The following is a 15,498-nucleotide window of genomic DNA, read 5'->3' as shown; positions in this document are numbered from 1 at the left end:
GGTCTTAGAACCCGAGGCCTTCGTACTTCTTCTTGAACTTGCTGACGCGCCCGCCGGTGTCCATCAGGCGCGAGGTGCCGCCGGTCCAGGCCGGGTGCACCGAGGGGTCGATGTCGAGCGAGAGCTGGTCGCCTTCGGCGCCCCAGGTCGACTTCATCTGCACGACGGTCCCGTCGGTCATCTTGACGTCGATGACGTGGTAGTCGGGGTGAATGTCCTTTTTCATCTCCGCGCTCCTCAGGCCTGTGCCGCGGCCTTGTCGGCCTTGGGCTTGTAGTTGGAAACTTCCGCGATCCGGGCCGATTTGCCGCGACGCGAGCGGAGGTAGTACAGCTTGGCGCGACGGACCTTGCCGCGGCGCACGACGGTGATGCTGTCAATGTTGGTGGCATAGAGGGGGAACACGCGCTCCACGCCCTCGCCGAAGGAGATCTTGCGCACCGTGAACGAGCCGGCGATGCCCTCGCCGTTCTTGCGGCTGATGCAGACGCCTTCGTAGTTCTGCACGCGGGTGCGGGTGCCTTCGGTCACCTTGTAGCCGACGCGGATCGTGTCGCCGGCCTTGAAGTCGGGAATGTCCTTCCCGAGCGAGGCGATCTGTTCCGCCTCGAGTTGTGCGATCAGGTCCATCAGACCCTCCTAATGCTGCTCACGGTTTGGCCCGTGAAGGTTCATGCCGTCCGGAGAGCTCTTGGTCTTCACCCGGGTCCCGGCCCGTCGGCCAGCCCGCAAGAGATCAGGTCGCGTTTCTTGTGCCGGTGCGGGCTTTGCTGGCGGGGGCTGCGGCGCAGAGAAGCATCTGCGCGGGACCGTCCCGCCCGGCCCTGGCCGGGATGCGCGGGCCACGAGGCGCCGCACCGGGCGCGCGTAGACCAAAACCGCCCGCCGATCAAGGCCCCTCAGCGCTCGCCGCGGCGTCTTGCCTCGTAGGCGGCCCAGAGGTCGGGGCGGCGGGCGCGGGTCAGCGCCTCCGACTGGGCGCGGCGCCACGCGGCGATGCGGCCGTGGTGGCCCGATTGCAGCACCTCGGGGATGGCGCGGCCGTTCCATTCGGCGGGCCGCGTGTAGTGGGGGTGCTCGAGGAGGCCGTCGGAGAAGCTCTCCTCCTCGGCCGAGGCCTCGTTGCCGAGCACGCCGGGCCGCAGCCGGACGGCGGCGTCGATCAGCGCCTGCGCCGCGATCTCGCCGCCGGTGAGGACGAAGTCGCCGAGGCTGACCTCCTCGATGCCGTAATGCTCGATCACCCGCTCGTCGACGCCCTCGAACCGCCCGCAGAGCAGCGTCACCCCGTCGCACGCGGCCAGCGACTGCGCCATCCGCTGATCGAAGCGGCGGCCGCGCGGCGACAGGTAGATCAGCGGCATCTCCCCGCGCAGGCCGGCGCGGGCCGACTCGATGGCGGCGCCGAGCACGTCCGGGCGCAGCACCATCCCCGCACCGCCCCCGGCGGGGGTGTCGTCGACGTTGCGATGCCGCCCGATGCCGAAGCGGCGCAGGTCCACCGTCTCGAGCTGCCACAGCCCGTCCTTCAGCGCCCGCCCGGTGAGGCTCTCGCCGAGCAGGCCGGGGAAGGCGTCGGGGAACAGCGTCAGCACCTGCGCCCGCCAGGCTCGGGCGAGGGCGGGGTTGTCGCCCATCAGGTCGCGCGGCGTCAGCGTCGGGCGGATCGTCTTGCGCCCATGCGAGCGGGCAGGGGGCGCGGCGGGCTTTTCGGGCGGGTGCGTCATGCCCGCCCTCTAGCCCAAGCCGGCCCGCTTGGGAATGTGCGCCGCTAGGCGGCGATGGCGATGATGCCGAACAGGACGAGGAGGAACAGGATGAGCGCCACGAAGATCAGGATCTTCGCCCCGGTCAGGGCGGCGCCGGAAAGCCGCCCGAAGCCGAGCAGCGAGGCGACGGCGGCGACGGCGAGGAGGATGAGGATCCATTCGATCATGATCTGGGCCTTTCACGATTGCGTGTAGTGAAAGGAGAACGCCGCCTGCAGCCGGATCGTTCCGGTGCGCCGTCAGGCCTCCGACGGAAACAACCCCTCCGGCGGATCCGCCACGATGCGCCCCGCGGCGAGGTCGACCGTCGGGACGATCTCGCGGGTGAAGGGCAGCAGCACCGTCGACTTCAGCCCCGGTCCGTGCACCTCGAGCAGGTCGCCCGCGCCATGATCGTGCACCGCCTTCACGGTGCCCAGCATGGTGCCGCCGCCGTCGTAGACGGGCAGGCCCAGCAGGTCGGCATGGTAGAACTCGTCGTCGGGCAGCGAGGGCAGCCTGTCGCGCGCCGCGTGGAGCGCGGTGCCGCGCAGGGCGTCCGCCTGCTCCTTCGTGGCGATGCCGTCGAGCCGCGCGATCAGCGCGCCCTTGGTCTCGCCGGTGATGACGACCTGCGCGATGGTGCGGCCGTCCTCGGTGTGGAGCGGGGTGTAGTCGGCGATGGCGGCGGGGTCGGCGCAATAGCTCTTGAGCCGGACCTCGCCGCGCACGCCGAAGGCCCCGGCGATGGAGCCGACGACGACGCGCGAGTCGCCGTCCCCGCTCATCGCCGGGCCTCCCGGTGGATGGCCCGGGCCATCGGCAGCCTTACTCGGCCGCGTCGTCGGCCGTCTCGGCCGGCGGGTTGGCGGCTTCCTCGGCGGCCTTGGCCTTCTCGGCGCGGGCCGAGGCGCGCTCCTGCGCGGCCTTGCCGGGCTCGGCCTTCTTGGGGTTGTTGCGCTCTTTCTTGGCGACGAGGCCGGCGGCCTCGAGGAAGCGGCTGACGCGGTCGGTGGGCTGGGCGCCCGCATCGAGCCAGTGCTGCACGCGGGCGGTGTCCATCTTCACCCGGTCCTCGCTGTCCTTGGGCAGCAGCGGGCTGTAGGTGCCGAGCTTCTCGATGAAGCGGCCGTCGCGCGGCATGCGCGAATCGGAGGCGACGATCGAGTAGAACGGGCGCTTCTTGGAGCCGCCGCGGGCGAGACGGATTTTCATGGCCATGGTGGTGTTCTCCTTTGGTATGGCTTCGGCAGGGGGCAGGGCCCCCTACGTCTTGATCTTCTCGTGGTGCTTGATGACTTCCTCGATGATGAAGGCGAGGAATTTCTTGGCAAATTCCGGGTCGAGATCGGCCCGGCGCGCAAGGTCGGTGAGCCGCGCGATCTGCTGGTCCTCACGAACCGGATCGGACGGCGGCAGGTCGTGGTCGGCCTTGAGCCGGCCCACGGCCTGGGTGTGCTTGAAGCGCTCGCCCAGCGTGTAGACGAGGATCGCGTCGAGCCGGTCGATGCTCTCGCGGTGCTCGGCGAGCAGCGCGGCGGCGCGTTCGTGGTCCGTCGTCATCGGGCGGTCTCCGTCTGGGGGCTGGGGGTGGGGCCGAAGCGGTAGGCGAGCACGTCCGCATCGAGCGGGTGGGGCGCGGCGTCGGGCGTGCCTCCGAGCGCCTCGGCGACGCGGACCGAGCGGGTGTGGCCGCGCGCCACGTAGGCGACGAAGCCGTCCGGGCCGAGCAGGGCGGCGGCGCGATCGCGCAGGGCGCGCCCGGCCTCGCGGGCGTAGCCGTGACCCTCGGCGGCCTCGGTGAGCAGCCAGCCGATCTCGGGCTCCGGGTCGCCCCACTCGTGATCCAGCGTCGCGACGCCGAGCACCGCGCCGTCCGCGCGGCGGATGATGGTGAAGGCGCCGTGGCCGCGCAGCAGCCAGCTCGCGACCATCTGGTTGAAGTCGAGCCACGCGTCCTCGGGCGACATCGGCCCGCCGATATGCACACCGCGCGCGGTGGTCCAGATCGGCTCGAGCAGCGGCCAGTCGGCAAGGCGCGGCGCGCGCAGCACCAGCCGCTCGGTGATGATCTCCGGCAGGGCGGCGGCGAGGCGCGCGACCTGCCCGGCGGCTTCGCCGGCGGGCGGGGTGAGCCAGGGGCGGGTCATTCCACGTCCTCCGGCGCCGGGTGCCGCCAGACCTCGACCCGGCGGCCGCCGGGCGTGGTCCAGTCGCCGTCGCGCAGCGCGCCGAGCCGCTTGGCCAGCGCGATCGAGCGGGTGTTGGCGGGGTCGATGTAGCTCACCGCGGTGCGCCAGCCGTAGACCCAGTAGGCGAAGGACAACGTCACCACCGCGCCCTCGAAGGCGAGGCCGGCGCCCTCGTGGGCGGGGTCCCATACGATCCACTTGATCTCCGGCTCGGGCTGCCCCTCCGGCCACCACGGCCCGAAGATGCCCACCGGCGCGCCGCTGTCGTGGAGCTCGGCCACGAACGGACCGAAGCCGCGCCGCGCGCGCTGCGCGGCCATCGCCTCGAGCCCGTGCGGACCGGCGCCGGTCTCGGGGGTCCAGCCGCGGGCGGCGGCGCGCGGCGAGGCGTAGAACGCCGCCTGCGCGGCCGCGTGCTCGGGGCCTGGGCGCACGTAGCGCATCCGCCGCGTCGGCAGCGGCAGCACCAGCTCGCCCAGCGGCAGCACGCCGCCCGGCAGGGAGATGCTCTCCTGCTTCATGCCCGCACCACGGCGCGGACGGCCCCGTCGGGACCGCCTCCGGCGGGCATATTTCCGGCCAGATGAAGAGCGGGTGTCGCTTCATCTGGCCAGAAATATGCACGGCCGAACGTATGGTGCGGGCGCGCGCTCACTTCTTCTTGCCGAAGCCCGAGAGGCCGGGGGGCAGGCCGCCGCCGCCGCCGAGCCCGGGCAGGTTGCCCATGCCCGGCGGCATCTGCGCCATGCGGCCGACCTCGGCCTGGGCGGCGGCCATGTCCTCGGCCGAGGGGCCGCCCTTGCCCATCATCCCGCGCATCATCTGCTTGAGCGCGCCGCCTTTGCCCATCTTGCCGATCTTCTTCATCATATCCGACATCTGCCGGTGCTGCTTGATCAGCTTGTTGAGCTCGCTGACCTCGAGCCCGGCACCGGCGGCGACGCGCTTCTTGCGGCTGGCCTGGAGCAGGGCGGGGTTGGCGCGCTCCTTCTTCGTCATCGAGTTGATCAGCGCGATCTGGCGGCGCAGGATCGAGTCGTCCATCCCCGCCTCGGCCATCTGCTTCTGCATCTTCCCCATGCCGGGCATCATCTGCATCATGCCCTCCATGCCGCCCATCTTCTGCATCTGCTCGAGCTGCATCTTCAGGTCGTTCATGTTGAACTGACCCTTCTGGAAGCGCTTCATCATCCGCTCGGCCTGCTCGGCCTCGAGGGTCTGCTGCGCCTTCTCCACCAGGCTGACGATGTCGCCCATGCCGAGGATCCGGCCGGCGATGCGCTCGGCGTGGAACTCCTCGATCGCGTCCATCCGCTCGCCGAGGCCGACGAAGCGGATCGGCTTGCCGGTCACCGCGCGCATCGACAGCGCCGCGCCGCCGCGGCCGTCGCCGTCCATCCGGGTGAGCACCACGCCGGAAACGCCGATCTTGTCGTCGAACTCCTCGGCGACGTTGACCGCGTCCTGGCCGGTGAGGCCGTCGACCACCAGCAGCGTCTCGCGCGGGTTGGCGACGTCGCGCACCGCGGCGGCCTGGGCGATCAGCTCGTGGTCGATGTGCAGCCGGCCGGCGGTGTCGAGCATGTAGACGTCGTAGCCGCCGAGGCTCGCCTGGGTCTTGGCCCGCCTGGCGATCGCCACCGGGTCCTCGCCCTTGACGATGGGCAGGGTGTCGACGCCGATCTGCTGGCCGAGGATCGCCAGCTGCTCCATCGCCGCGGGGCGGTTGACGTCGAGCGAGGCCATCAGCACCCGCTTGCCCTCGCGGTCCTTGAGCCGCTTGGCGAGCTTGGCGGTGGTGGTGGTCTTGCCCGAGCCCTGCAGGCCGACCATCAGGATCGGCGCCGGCGGGTTGTCGATCTTGAGCTTGCCCGGGTCGCCCTCGCCCTGCAGCACGCCGATCAGCTCGTCGTGGACGATCTTGATGACCTGCTGGCCGGGCGTGACCGACTTCGTGACCGCCGCGCCCGTCGCCTGTTTCTCAACCGCCTTGATGAACTCGCGCGCGACCGGCAGCGACACGTCCGCCTCGAGCAGCGCGACACGGACCTCGCGCAGCGCCGTCTTGACGTCCTCCGCCGAGAGCGCGCCCTGCTTGGTGAGGCGGTCGAAGACGCCGGAGAGGCGGTCGGACAGGTTCTCGAACATGGGCGCGGGCCCCTTTGGCTGTTGCGGCTGGCCCCGATGTGGGGGCCGTCAGGTCAAACGGCAAACGCCCCCGTGGGCGAACGCTCGCTGACGGGGGGCGATCCCGACGGGCGCCGGGACCGGAAGCTTGCGTCACTTCCGGAGTGGCGTTCCCGTTAGCGGCTCGGGGCGGTCCTGTCAATTGTGGGGGTGGTTCCGGACACCCACGGTCTGGGGAGACAGGAGAGACGAGGGACGATCTCGGGTGTCCGGAACAACGCCAACATGGGTGCCGGGCACGGGATATGCGATAGCAGGCGACCGTCGCGGCGCTGTTATCGGGTATCGCCGGCGTTGACGCGGGGCGCGCCATCGGGCACCTCCTTGCAAATGTGAACAGCCGTCACTTGATGTTGCTTGTTGTGTGATGTGACGCACGAAGAAGCGAGGCCGCGATGGATAACTGGGACGAGGTGCGCACGGCTTACCAGGTGGCGCGCAAGGGGACGGTCAGCGGCGCGGCGGAGGTGCTCGGCGTGCACCATGCCACGGTGATCCGTCACATCGATTCGCTCGAGAGCCGGCTCGGGGTGAAGCTGTTCCAGCGCCACGCGCGCGGCTACACCGCCACCGAGGCCGGGCAGGACCTGCTCACCGTCGCCCAGACCACCGACGACCAGTTTACCCAGCTCGCTGGCCGCATCCGGGGCCGGGGCGAAGGGGTGTCGGGCGAGCTGGTGGTGACCTCGCTGGCGACGCTGTCGGCGCTGCTCGCGCCGGTGCTCGTCGACTTCCAGCGCGAGAACGAGGGGCTGCAGGTGCGCTACCTCACCGGGAGCCGGCTGTTCCGGCTGGAATACGGCGAGGCCCATGTCGCGCTGCGCGCCGGGGCCGCGCCCGAGCAGCCCGACAACGTGGTGCAGCCGTTCCTGTCGCAGGCGATCCGCATGGTCGCCTCGCGCGACTACATCGCCCGGCGCGGCAAGCCCGAGAGCGTCGAGGACCTCAAGCAGCACGATTTCGTCGGCCTCGACCCGCTCGACAGCCGGGTGCCCTTCATGCGCTGGCTGCTCGCCCAGGTGCCGCGCGAGCGGGTGGTGTTCCGCACGATGGAGAACCAGTCGGTCGTCGACGCCATCGCGGCAGGGGCGGGGATCGGCTTCCTGTGCGAGTGGGACATCGATCGCGAGCGCATGGTCGAGGTGCTGCCGGCGATGGAGGAGTGGCAGTCGCGGCTCTGGATCGTCACCCATGTCGACCTGCACCGGACGCCGAAGGTGCAGGCGTTCCTGAAGTTCCTCAAGGAGCGGGCCAAGGGCTGGACCTTCGCATGAGCCCCGGCGCCGTCGGGCACCTCGCCATGCTGACCTTCGCGCTGCTGGTGGGCGGCTCGTTCGCGCTCGGCACCCGCATCGCCAACGAGATCGACCCGGCCGCGCTCAACGCGGTGCGCTTCCTGATCGCGACGGCGATCATCGGCGCGCTCGCCTTCGCCACCACCGGCATCAGGCGCAGCGCGCTGGCGGCGCCGTGGCGCTACCTCGTGCTCGGCGGGCTGCTGGCGATCTACTTCGTGCTGATGTTCGAGGGGCTCAAGACGGCGAGCGCGGTGAGCGCGGCGGCGGTCTTCACCCTGACGCCGCTGCTCGCCGCCGGCTTCGGCTGGCTGCTGCTGCGCCAGCGGCTGACGCCCCGGATGGCCGTCGCGCTGGGGCTGGGCGCGCTCGGCGCGCTGTGGGTGATCTTCCGGGGCGAGCTGTCGGCGCTGCTGGCGCTCGACGTGGGGCGGGGCGAGGCGATCTACTTCGTCGGCGTCGCCGCGCACGCCGCCTACACGCCGATGGTGCGCAAGCTGAACCGGGGCGAGCCGGCCATCGTCTTCACCTTCGGCATGATGCTGGCGGGCTGCGGCGTGCTCACGGTGTGGGGCTGGAGCGAGCTGGTGCTGATCGACTGGGCGGCGCTGTCGCCGCTGGTCTGGATCACGCTGGTCTACCTGGCGGTGTTCGCCTCGGCGACGACCTTCGTGCTGCTCCAGGTGGCGACGCTGCGGCTGCCGTCGGCGAAGGTCATGGCCTATACCTACCTCACCCCCTCGTCGGTCATCGCCTGGGAGGTCGCGCTCGGCGGGGCGGTGCCGCGCCCGGTGGTGGCGCTGGGGGTGGTGCTGTCGGCGGTGGCGCTGCTGTTGCTGCTGCGCGACGAAGAGCGGGCGGAACCGGTGCGGGTCTGACCGGTTGGCCTGTCACACCTGTAGGAGGACAGTTCCAGTGAACCGCATCATCTATATCGTAGGCCTCGTCGTCGTCGTGCTCGTCATCATCGGCTTCGTACTCTGACCGGCTAGGTCGCCTCGTCGCCCAGTTCGGCGGCGAGGAACCGTTCGAAGGCGTCGAAGTCGCCGGCTTCGAACTGTCCGAACGACTGCATCCAGACACTCGCGTCGCGCAGCGACTCGGGCTGGAGCTTGCACCACGTCACCCGGCCGCGGCGTTCCTGCTGGATCAGCCCGGCCGCGGTGAGCACCCGAAGATGCTTCGAGACCGCCGCGAGCGACATCGCGAACGGCTCGGCCACATCGGTGACGGCCATGTCGTCCTCGAGCAGCATCGCGAGGATCGCCCTGCGGGTCGGATCGGCGAGGGCCGAGAAGACGATGTCGAGTTGGCTGGACATGAGGCGAGCTTGAGCGGTGCGCGGGCGGCAAAGTCAACCACGCGGTTGAACATCATCGCCGGTGCGGCATCGCGTCCCGAAAGCGTCGCCGCCGGATAAGCCGCTGTTTCCTCGGAACATTCCCGCCTGCCCCCGCTGCTTGACGAAACCGTCCCTGCCCACTACTCACCCTCTCGACTTCTGAGGGAGATCGGCTTGCCCGACCAGACCGACGCCGACCGGATGAAAGCGCTCGAGGAGCGCATCCGCAAGGCGAAGGACGAGCGGGCGCCGAAACCCCGCGAGGCCGACCACCACAGCCAGGCACAGCTCGCCTGGCGCATGGTGATCGAGCTCGTGGCCGGTCTGGGGATCGGCTTCGGCATCGGATACGGGCTTGATTCCCTGCTGGGGACGAAGCCGTGGTTGATGGTGCTGTTCATATTCCTGGGCCTCGCGGCCGGCATCAAGACGATGATGCGGTCGGCCCAGGAGGTGCAACGACAGCAGCAGGCCGACGAGGCCGGCGAAGACGGGGACGCGACACGTGGCAGTTGAAACCGAAGCCGAAGAGGGCGGGCTGGTCTTTCACCCGCTGGACCAGTTCATCGTGAAGCCGCTGTTCGGCGACGGCGAGATCCACTGGTACACGATCACCAACGTCACCTTCTGGATGGCGCTGACGATCCTGTGCGTGGCCGGCCTGTTCGCGCTCGGCACCCGCGGCCGTGCCATCGTGCCGAGCCGGATGCAGTCGGTCGCCGAGCTCGCCTACGGCTTCGTCTACAAGATGGTCGAGGACGTCTCGGGCCGCGAAGGGCTCAAGTACTTCCCCTACATCTTCACCCTGTTCCTGTTCATCGTGTTCGCCAACTTCCTCGGCCTGATCCCGACGAGCTTCGCCACCACCTCGCACATCGCGGTCACCGCCGTGCTCGCGCTGTCGGTGTTCCTGACGGTGACGATCCTCGGCTTCGTGCTCAACGGCACCAAGTTCCTCGGCCTGTTCTGGGTCAGCTCGGCGCCGCTGGCGCTGCGCCCGGTGCTCGCGATCATCGAGCTGATCTCGTACTTCGTGCGCCCGGTCAGCCACTCCATTCGTCTGGGCGGCAACATCATGGCCGGCCACGCGGTGATCAAGGTGTTCGCCGGCTTCGCCGCGATCGCCACCGTCGCGCCGCTCTCCGTCATCGCGATCGCCGCGATCTACGGGCTCGAGGTGCTGGTGGCCTTCATCCAGGCCTACGTGTTCACGATCCTGACGTGCGTCTACCTCAAGGACGCGCTGCACCCCTCTCACTAACACCATCCCGAGTAACGGTGCGCCGCGACGGCGCACCCTACGCAAACTTCCATCGTAAGGAGACAATGTCATGGAAGGCGATATCGCAAACATGGGTCAGTTCATCGGTGCCGGCCTCGCGGGCATCGGTTCGGGCGCGGCCGCCATCGGCGTCGGCCACGTCGCCGGCAACTTCCTCGCCGGCGCCCTGCGCAACCCCTCCGCGGCGGCCAGCCAGACCGCCACGCTCTTCATCGGCATCGCCTTCGCGGAAGCGCTCGGGATCTTCTCGTTCCTCGTCGCGCTGCTGCTGATGTTCGCCGTCTGAGCGACCTCTGAGACGATCCTTACGACCGGGCCGGGCGCCATGCGCGTCCGCCCGGGCTCTTTAGGTTCCAGGGGGACGACATGGCGCTAGAGACTACTGCCCGCGCGGGCATCGAGCCCCAGGTCCTGCAGCCGATCCCGGTTCAGGTCGAGGGCAACAACGCGGAAATCGAGCCGACCGGCGAGGTCGCCGCCGATCTCGGTGTCGAGGCCGGTGCCCACGGCGACGGTCCGGTGACGGCCGAAGTCGGGTACGACGCCATCGACGCCCATGGCGGAGCCGAGGCGGCGGGGATGCCGCAGCTCGACTTCTCCACCTTCCCCAACCAGATCTTCTGGCTGCTCGTCACGCTGTTCGCGATCTACTTCGTGGTCAGCCGCATCGCGATGCCCCGCATCGGCGCCGTGCTGGCCGAGCGCCAGGGCACGGTCACCAACGACCTCGCCAGCGCCGAAGAGCTGAAGCTGCGCGCGCAGGAGGCCGAGGCCGCCTACGACAAGGCGCTCGCCGACGCCCGTGCCGAGGCCAACCGCATCGCCGACGAGACCCGCGCCTCGATCCAGGCCGACCTCGACGCCGAGCTCGCCCGGGCCGACGAGCAGATCGGCGCCAAGACCGCCGAGAGCGAGGCGGCCATCGCCGAGATCCGCGCCGGCGCCATGGACAGCGTCCGCGACGTCGCCACCGACACCGCCAAGGCCATCGTCGCCGCCTTCGGCGCCACCGCCGATGACGCGGCCATCGCCGCGGCCGTCGACCAGCGGGTGAAAGGGTAACGTGATGAAATACCTTCTGACCGCCGCCTTCGCGCTCGCCGCCAGCCCCGCGCTCGCCGCCGGCGACGTGTTCTTCTCGCTCGCCAACACCGATTTCGTCGTGCTGCTGGCCTTCCTCCTGTTCCTCGGCGTCCTGGTCTACTTCAAGGTGCCGGGAATGCTGACGAAGATGCTCGACGAGCGCGCCGACTCGATCCGCAAGGAAATCGACGAGGCGAAGGCGCTGCGCGAGGAGGCCCAGAGCCTGCTCGCCTCGTACGAGCGCAAGCAGAAGGACGTGCAGGCGCAGGCCGACCGCATCGTCGAGAACGCCCGCGCCGAGGCCAACAGCGCCGCCGAGCAGGCCAAGACGGACATCCAGACCTCCGTCGCCCGCCGACTCGCCGCCGCCGAGGAGCAGATCGCCAGCGCCCAGGACGCCGCCGTCCGCGACGTGCGCAACCAGGCGGTCACCGTGGCCGTCGCCGCAGCGCGCGAGGTCATCGCCAAGCAGATGAGCGCCGCCGACGCCAACCGGCTGATCGACGAGGGCATCTCCGAGGCCGCGGCCAAGCTGCACTGAGCCTCAGCGGACCGAAAGTAGATAAGGCCCGCCGTCTTCGGCGGGCCTCTTCGCGTCCGAGGGGTGGTTACTCTGCCGCCGCCGTCTCCCTGTCTTCCAGCAGCGCCTCGACGATGGCGCGGGCGCTGTCGGAGCCCCAGTCGGCGCCGCCCTGCAGGCGGCCGATCTCGCGGCCCTCGGCGTCGATCAGCACCGTCACCGGCAGGCCCAGCACGCCCATCGAACGCGCGAAGCCCTGCCGCGGGTCGCGGTGGAGGGGGAGGTTGTCGACGCCGATCTCGTCGAAGAAGCGCGCCATCGCGTCGGGCGGGTTGCGGCCCGTGGCGACGGTGACGACCTCGAAGTCCTCGCCGCCGAACTCCTCCTGCAGCGCCGCCAGCTCGGGCATCTCCTCGCGGCAGGGCAGGCACCAGGTGGCCCAGAAGTTGAGCAGCAGCACCTTGCCCTCGTAGTCCGCAAGCTGCCCGTCGCCGCCGCCGTTGGCCTCGAAGGTGACGTCGTCCGGCGCGGCGATGGGCTCGCCGTGGAAGGCGAGCTTCTTCATGTCGCCCTCGCGCAGCGCCTCGAGCGCGGCGGTGTCGGCCCAGCCCGTGTTTGCAACCCCGGCGAGGGCGATATAAAGCAGCGCTGTTTTCAACCTCATCGGCGGGGTCTCCTCATCATGTCTGACAGCTCGAACCGGATGTGGGGCGGCCGCTTCGCCGAAGGCCCGGACGCGATCATGGAGGCGATCAACGCCTCGATCGGGTTCGACCAACGGCTCGCGGCGCAGGATATCGCCGGCTCGAGAGCCCACGCGGCGATGCTCGCCGCCACGGGCATCCTGACGGATAAAGATGCCGAGGCGATCAAGGAAGGGCTGCTCACCGTCTTGTCAGAGATCGAGGACGGGACGTTTCGGTTCTCGACCGCGCTCGAGGACATCCACATGAACGTGGAGGCGCGGCTGACCGAGCTCGTCGGCGAGCCGGCCAAGCGGCTGCACACCGCGCGCTCGCGCAACGACCAGGTGGCGACCGACTTCCGCCTCTGGGTGCGCGACCAGTACGACGCCGCCGGGGCCGCGCTCGAGGCGCTGATGAAGGCGCTGCTGTCGCAGGCCGAGGCGGGGGCGGACTGGGTGATGCCGGGCTTCACCCACCTGCAGACGGCGCAGCCGGTGACCTGGGGCCACCACATGCTCGCCTACGTCGAGATGTTCTCGCGCGACCTCTCCCGCCTGCGCGACGCGCGGGCGCGGATGAACGAATGCCCCCTCGGCGCCGCCGCGCTGGCCGGAACCTCCTTCGGGATCGACCGCGAGATGACCGCCGAGGCGCTCGGCTTCGCGCGGCCCTGCGCCAACTCGCTCGACGCCGTCTCCGACCGCGACTTCGCGCTCGAGTTCCTGTCCGTCGCCTCGATCAGCGCGATGCACCTGAGCCGGCTCGCCGAGGAGCTGGTGATCTGGTCGTCGGCGCAGTTCCGCTTCGTGCGCCTGTCGGACCGCTGGACCACCGGCTCGTCGATCATGCCGCAGAAGAAGAACCCCGACGCCGCCGAGCTGCTGCGCGCCAAGATCGGGCGCATCTTCGGGGCGCAGGTGGCGCTGATGACGGTGATGAAGGGGCTGCCGCTGGCCTATTCCAAGGACATGCAGGAGGACAAGGAGCAGGTCTTCGACGCCGCCGACAACTGGATGCTGTCGCTCGCCGCGATGGCCGGGATGGTCGGCGACATGGAAGCCAACGGCGACGCATTGCGCGCCGCCGCCGCCTCGGGCTTCTCCACCGCGACCGACCTCGCCGACTGGCTGGTGCGCGCGCTCGGCCTGCCGTTCCGTGAGGCGCACCACGTGACCGGGGCGCTTGTGGCCAAGGCCGAGGCCAAGGGCTGCGACCTGCCCGACCTGAGCCTCGCCGAGATGCAGGCCGAGCACGGCGAGATCACCGACGAGGTCTTCTCGGTCCTCGGCGTCGACAATTCCGTCGCCTCGCGCACCAGCTACGGCGGCACCGCCCCCACGCGCGTGCGCGAGCAGGTGGCGGCGTGGCAGGAGCGGCTGGCGTGAGGGCGCTGCTGCTCGTCCTGCTGCTCGCCGCCTGCGGCGCAGACGGCCCGCCCGAGCGGCCCGAGGGCGGGCCCGGCCCGGTCGTCGGGCGGATCGGGGCCGAGTGATGTCGCCGCTGCGGCTCGTCTACCTCGCGCTCGCCGTCTGGGGCGCGGTGCATCCCCTGTACCATTCGCTGCCGTGGCTGCGCGCCGAGGGCTGGTCGATCGACGCGCTCGGCGCGGCGTGGCGGGCCGATCCGTTCGCCTACGCGATGGGCTGGGAGCTGATGATCGCGGCGCTGGCGCTGTCGGTCTGGGTGGTGGCCGAGGTCTCGGTGCGGCGCAACTGGCTGGCGCTTGTCGTGCTGCCGGTGACCGCGGCGGTCGGCGTGGGCTGCGCCCTGCCGCTCTACCTGTTCCTGCGCACGCGCCCGGTCTGAGCGGCGGGTGTGCGTAGGTTCGGCCAACTGAAGAACGCCTGAGGAGCGGGCCATGGATCACTTTCTCTACCGCGACGGCCGGCTCATGGCCGAGGACGTCGCGCTCGACGACATCGCCGCCGCCGTCGGCACGCCGGTCTACGTCTACTCGGCCAAGACCCTGCTGCGCCATTACGGGCTGTTCGCGCAGGCGCTCGAGGGGCTGGACCACCTGATCTGCTTCTCCGTCAAGTCGCTGTCAAACCTCGCGATCCTGTCCCTGCTCGCCCGCGAGGGCGCGGGGATGGACGTGGTATCGGGCGGCGAATACGCGCGGGCGCGTGCCGCCGGGGTGCCGGGCGAGCGGATCGTCTTCTCCGGCGTCGGCAAGACCCGCGAGGAGATGCGGCTGGCGCTCGAGGGCGGCATCCGGCAGTTCAACCTCGAGAGCGAGCCGGAGATGCGCGCGCTCTCCGAGGTGGCCTCGGGCATGGGCGTCGTCGCGCCGGTGACGGTGCGGGTGAACCCGGACGTCGACGCCAGGACCCACGCCAAGATCTCCACCGGCAAGAGCGAGAACAAGTTCGGCATCCCGATCCGCAAGGCCCGCGAGGTCTACGCGGAGGCGGCGGCGCTGCCCGGGCTCGAGGTGGTGGGGATCGACGTCCATATCGGCTCGCAGCTCATCGAGCTCGGCCCGTTCGAGCAGGCCTACCGCAAGGTCGCCGACCTCACCGCCACCCTGCGCGCCGACGGCCACGACATCCGCCGCCTCGACCTGGGCGGCGGGCTCGGCATCCCCTACACCCGCTCCAACGAGGTGCCGCCGCTGCCGCTCGATTACGGCGCGCTCATCAAGCGCACCGTGGGCGATCTCGGCGTCGAGGTGCAGATCGAGCCGGGGCGGCTGATCGCGGGCAATTCGGGCGTGCTGCTGAGCCGGGTGATCTACGTCAAGGAGGGCGAGGGCCGCGACTTCCTGATCCTCGACGGCGCGATGAACGACCTCGTGCGCCCGGCGATGTACGACGCCTGGCACGACATCGTGCCCGTCGCCGAGCCCGCGGCGGGCGGGGCGACGCGCGACTTCGACGTGGTCGGGCCGATCTGCGAGAGCGGCGACACCTTCGCGCGCGCCCGGCCGCTGCCCGAGCTGGCGGCGGGCGATCTCGTCGCGTTCCGCTCGGCGGGGGCCTACGGGGCGGTGATGGCGAGCGAGTACAACTCGCGCCCGCTGGTGCCCGAGGTGCTGGTCAGCGGCGATCACTTCGCGGTTATTCGCCAGCGGCCGACCTATGAAGAGCTGATCGCGCGCGATAGCATTCCCGAGTGGCTCTGAGCGCCCTATCTTCGGGGCGAGCAGCCCGGGGAGCAGCGT

The 15,498-nt window shown here is 70.3% G+C and carries 22 protein-coding genes; 10 read left to right on the top strand and 12 right to left on the bottom strand.

What is annotated here, in order from left to right; genetic code table 11:
* Window positions 1–4: 4 nt before the first annotated feature.
* The 10 genes from rpmE to ffh form a co-directional block, all read right to left on the bottom strand.
* The gene (gene rpmE / locus OG2516_RS09335) at window positions 5–226 is read right to left on the bottom strand and encodes a 50S ribosomal protein L31 (RefSeq protein WP_007255411.1); all 222 of its coding nucleotides are present in this window, start codon (window positions 224–226) and stop codon (window positions 5–7) included.
* 11 nt (window positions 227–237) lie between these two features.
* On the bottom strand, window positions 238–630 hold the full coding sequence (gene rplS / locus OG2516_RS09330) for a 50S ribosomal protein L19 (protein ID WP_007255410.1): 393 nt from the start codon (window positions 628–630) through the stop codon (window positions 238–240).
* A 269-nt stretch (window positions 631–899) separates the two neighbouring features.
* Complete coding sequence (gene trmD / locus OG2516_RS09325) at window positions 900–1,727, bottom strand: tRNA (guanosine(37)-N1)-methyltransferase TrmD (RefSeq protein ID WP_007255409.1); 828 nt, start codon at window positions 1,725–1,727, stop codon at window positions 900–902.
* A gap of 44 nt (window positions 1,728–1,771) precedes the next feature.
* Entirely contained in the window at window positions 1,772–1,936 is a 165-nt protein-coding gene (locus OG2516_RS19525) for a DUF1328 domain-containing protein (RefSeq protein ID WP_007255408.1), read from the bottom strand.
* Between the two features lie 72 nt (window positions 1,937–2,008).
* A complete protein-coding gene (rimM, locus tag OG2516_RS09315) occupies window positions 2,009–2,536 on the bottom strand; it encodes a ribosome maturation factor RimM (protein WP_007255407.1) in 528 nt (175 codons plus the stop codon).
* 40 nt (window positions 2,537–2,576) lie between these two features.
* Window positions 2,577–2,969 (bottom strand): 30S ribosomal protein S16, encoded by a 393-nt coding sequence (rpsP, locus tag OG2516_RS09310; protein ID WP_007255406.1) that lies wholly within the window; start codon window positions 2,967–2,969, stop codon window positions 2,577–2,579.
* Between the two features lie 45 nt (window positions 2,970–3,014).
* Window positions 3,015–3,311 carry a chorismate mutase gene (locus OG2516_RS09305; RefSeq protein WP_007255405.1) on the bottom strand — a complete coding sequence of 99 codons (297 nt, stop codon included), beginning with the start codon at window positions 3,309–3,311 and terminating at the stop codon, window positions 3,015–3,017.
* The gene (locus OG2516_RS09300) at window positions 3,308–3,898 is read right to left on the bottom strand and encodes a GNAT family N-acetyltransferase (RefSeq protein WP_007255404.1); all 591 of its coding nucleotides are present in this window, start codon (window positions 3,896–3,898) and stop codon (window positions 3,308–3,310) included. Before OG2516_RS09300 ends, OG2516_RS09305 begins: the two co-directional genes overlap by 4 nt.
* Window positions 3,895–4,461, bottom strand: a complete 567-nt coding sequence (locus OG2516_RS18975) for a GNAT family N-acetyltransferase (RefSeq protein ID WP_007255403.1) — start codon at window positions 4,459–4,461, stop codon at window positions 3,895–3,897. Before OG2516_RS18975 ends, OG2516_RS09300 begins: the two co-directional genes overlap by 4 nt.
* Window positions 4,462–4,591: 130 nt before the next feature.
* Window positions 4,592–6,088 carry a signal recognition particle protein gene (gene ffh, locus OG2516_RS09290; RefSeq protein WP_007255402.1) on the bottom strand — a complete coding sequence of 499 codons (1,497 nt, stop codon included), beginning with the start codon at window positions 6,086–6,088 and terminating at the stop codon, window positions 4,592–4,594.
* Window positions 6,089–6,522: 434 nt separating this feature from the next.
* On the opposite strand from ffh, the gene OG2516_RS09285 reads away from it, so the two are divergent.
* Window positions 6,523–7,401 carry a LysR family transcriptional regulator gene (locus tag OG2516_RS09285; RefSeq protein ID WP_007255401.1) on the top strand — a complete coding sequence of 293 codons (879 nt, stop codon included), beginning with the start codon at window positions 6,523–6,525 and terminating at the stop codon, window positions 7,399–7,401.
* The gene (locus OG2516_RS09280) at window positions 7,398–8,300 is read left to right on the top strand and encodes a DMT family transporter (RefSeq protein ID WP_007255400.1); all 903 of its coding nucleotides are present in this window, start codon (window positions 7,398–7,400) and stop codon (window positions 8,298–8,300) included. The genes OG2516_RS09285 and OG2516_RS09280 overlap by 4 nt, the downstream gene beginning before the upstream one ends.
* A 110-nt stretch (window positions 8,301–8,410) precedes the next feature.
* Here OG2516_RS09280 and OG2516_RS09275 read toward each other — a convergent pair whose 3' ends face one another.
* Window positions 8,411–8,743, bottom strand: a complete 333-nt coding sequence (locus OG2516_RS09275; protein ID WP_007255398.1) for an ArsR/SmtB family transcription factor — start codon at window positions 8,741–8,743, stop codon at window positions 8,411–8,413.
* 195 nt (window positions 8,744–8,938) lie between these two features.
* Here OG2516_RS09275 and OG2516_RS09270 point away from each other — a divergent pair, with 195 nt between their 5' ends.
* The 5 genes from OG2516_RS09270 to OG2516_RS09250 all read left to right on the top strand — a co-directional run bounded on the left by OG2516_RS09270 (window position 8,939) and on the right by OG2516_RS09250 (window position 11,670).
* Window positions 8,939–9,280, top strand: a complete 342-nt coding sequence (locus OG2516_RS09270; protein ID WP_007255397.1) for an AtpZ/AtpI family protein — start codon at window positions 8,939–8,941, stop codon at window positions 9,278–9,280.
* On the top strand, window positions 9,270–10,025 hold the full coding sequence (locus OG2516_RS09265) for a F0F1 ATP synthase subunit A (RefSeq protein WP_007255396.1): 756 nt from the start codon (window positions 9,270–9,272) through the stop codon (window positions 10,023–10,025). Before OG2516_RS09270 ends, OG2516_RS09265 begins: the two co-directional genes overlap by 11 nt.
* A gap of 70 nt (window positions 10,026–10,095) precedes the next feature.
* Entirely contained in the window at window positions 10,096–10,332 is a 237-nt protein-coding gene (locus tag OG2516_RS09260; protein WP_007255395.1) for a F0F1 ATP synthase subunit C, read from the top strand.
* A 233-nt stretch (window positions 10,333–10,565) separates the two neighbouring features.
* Complete coding sequence (locus tag OG2516_RS09255; protein ID WP_040615732.1) at window positions 10,566–11,108, top strand: F0F1 ATP synthase subunit B'; 543 nt, start codon at window positions 10,566–10,568, stop codon at window positions 11,106–11,108.
* 4 nt (window positions 11,109–11,112) lie between these two features.
* Window positions 11,113–11,670: a F0F1 ATP synthase subunit B gene (locus tag OG2516_RS09250; RefSeq protein ID WP_007255393.1), complete on the top strand. Its 558-nt coding sequence runs from the start codon at window positions 11,113–11,115 to the stop codon at window positions 11,668–11,670.
* A 67-nt stretch (window positions 11,671–11,737) separates the two neighbouring features.
* On the opposite strand, the gene OG2516_RS09245 is transcribed toward OG2516_RS09250, so the two are convergent.
* Window positions 11,738–12,313, bottom strand: coding sequence for a TlpA disulfide reductase family protein (locus OG2516_RS09245; RefSeq protein WP_007255392.1), 576 nt, complete (start codon window positions 12,311–12,313; stop codon window positions 11,738–11,740).
* A gap of 18 nt (window positions 12,314–12,331) precedes the next feature.
* Here OG2516_RS09245 and argH point away from each other — a divergent pair, with 18 nt between their 5' ends.
* The 3 genes from argH to lysA all read left to right on the top strand — a co-directional run bounded on the left by argH (window position 12,332) and on the right by lysA (window position 15,459).
* Window positions 12,332–13,720 carry an argininosuccinate lyase gene (gene argH, locus OG2516_RS09240; protein ID WP_040615052.1) on the top strand — a complete coding sequence of 463 codons (1,389 nt, stop codon included), beginning with the start codon at window positions 12,332–12,334 and terminating at the stop codon, window positions 13,718–13,720.
* 106 nt (window positions 13,721–13,826) lie between these two features.
* Window positions 13,827–14,141 carry a DUF2834 domain-containing protein gene (locus OG2516_RS09235; protein ID WP_040615050.1) on the top strand — a complete coding sequence of 105 codons (315 nt, stop codon included), beginning with the start codon at window positions 13,827–13,829 and terminating at the stop codon, window positions 14,139–14,141.
* Between the two features lie 52 nt (window positions 14,142–14,193).
* Window positions 14,194–15,459, top strand: a complete 1,266-nt coding sequence (gene lysA / locus OG2516_RS09230; RefSeq protein WP_007255388.1) for a diaminopimelate decarboxylase — start codon at window positions 14,194–14,196, stop codon at window positions 15,457–15,459.
* The last annotated feature ends 39 nt before the right edge of the window (window positions 15,460–15,498 follow it).

Source organism: Oceanicola granulosus HTCC2516 (assembly GCF_000153305.1).
Taxonomy (GTDB): domain Bacteria; phylum Pseudomonadota; class Alphaproteobacteria; order Rhodobacterales; family Rhodobacteraceae; genus Oceanicola; species Oceanicola granulosus.
Note: the sequence above shows the minus strand (reverse complement) of the source record. Positions and strands in the feature narration are given on the sequence as shown.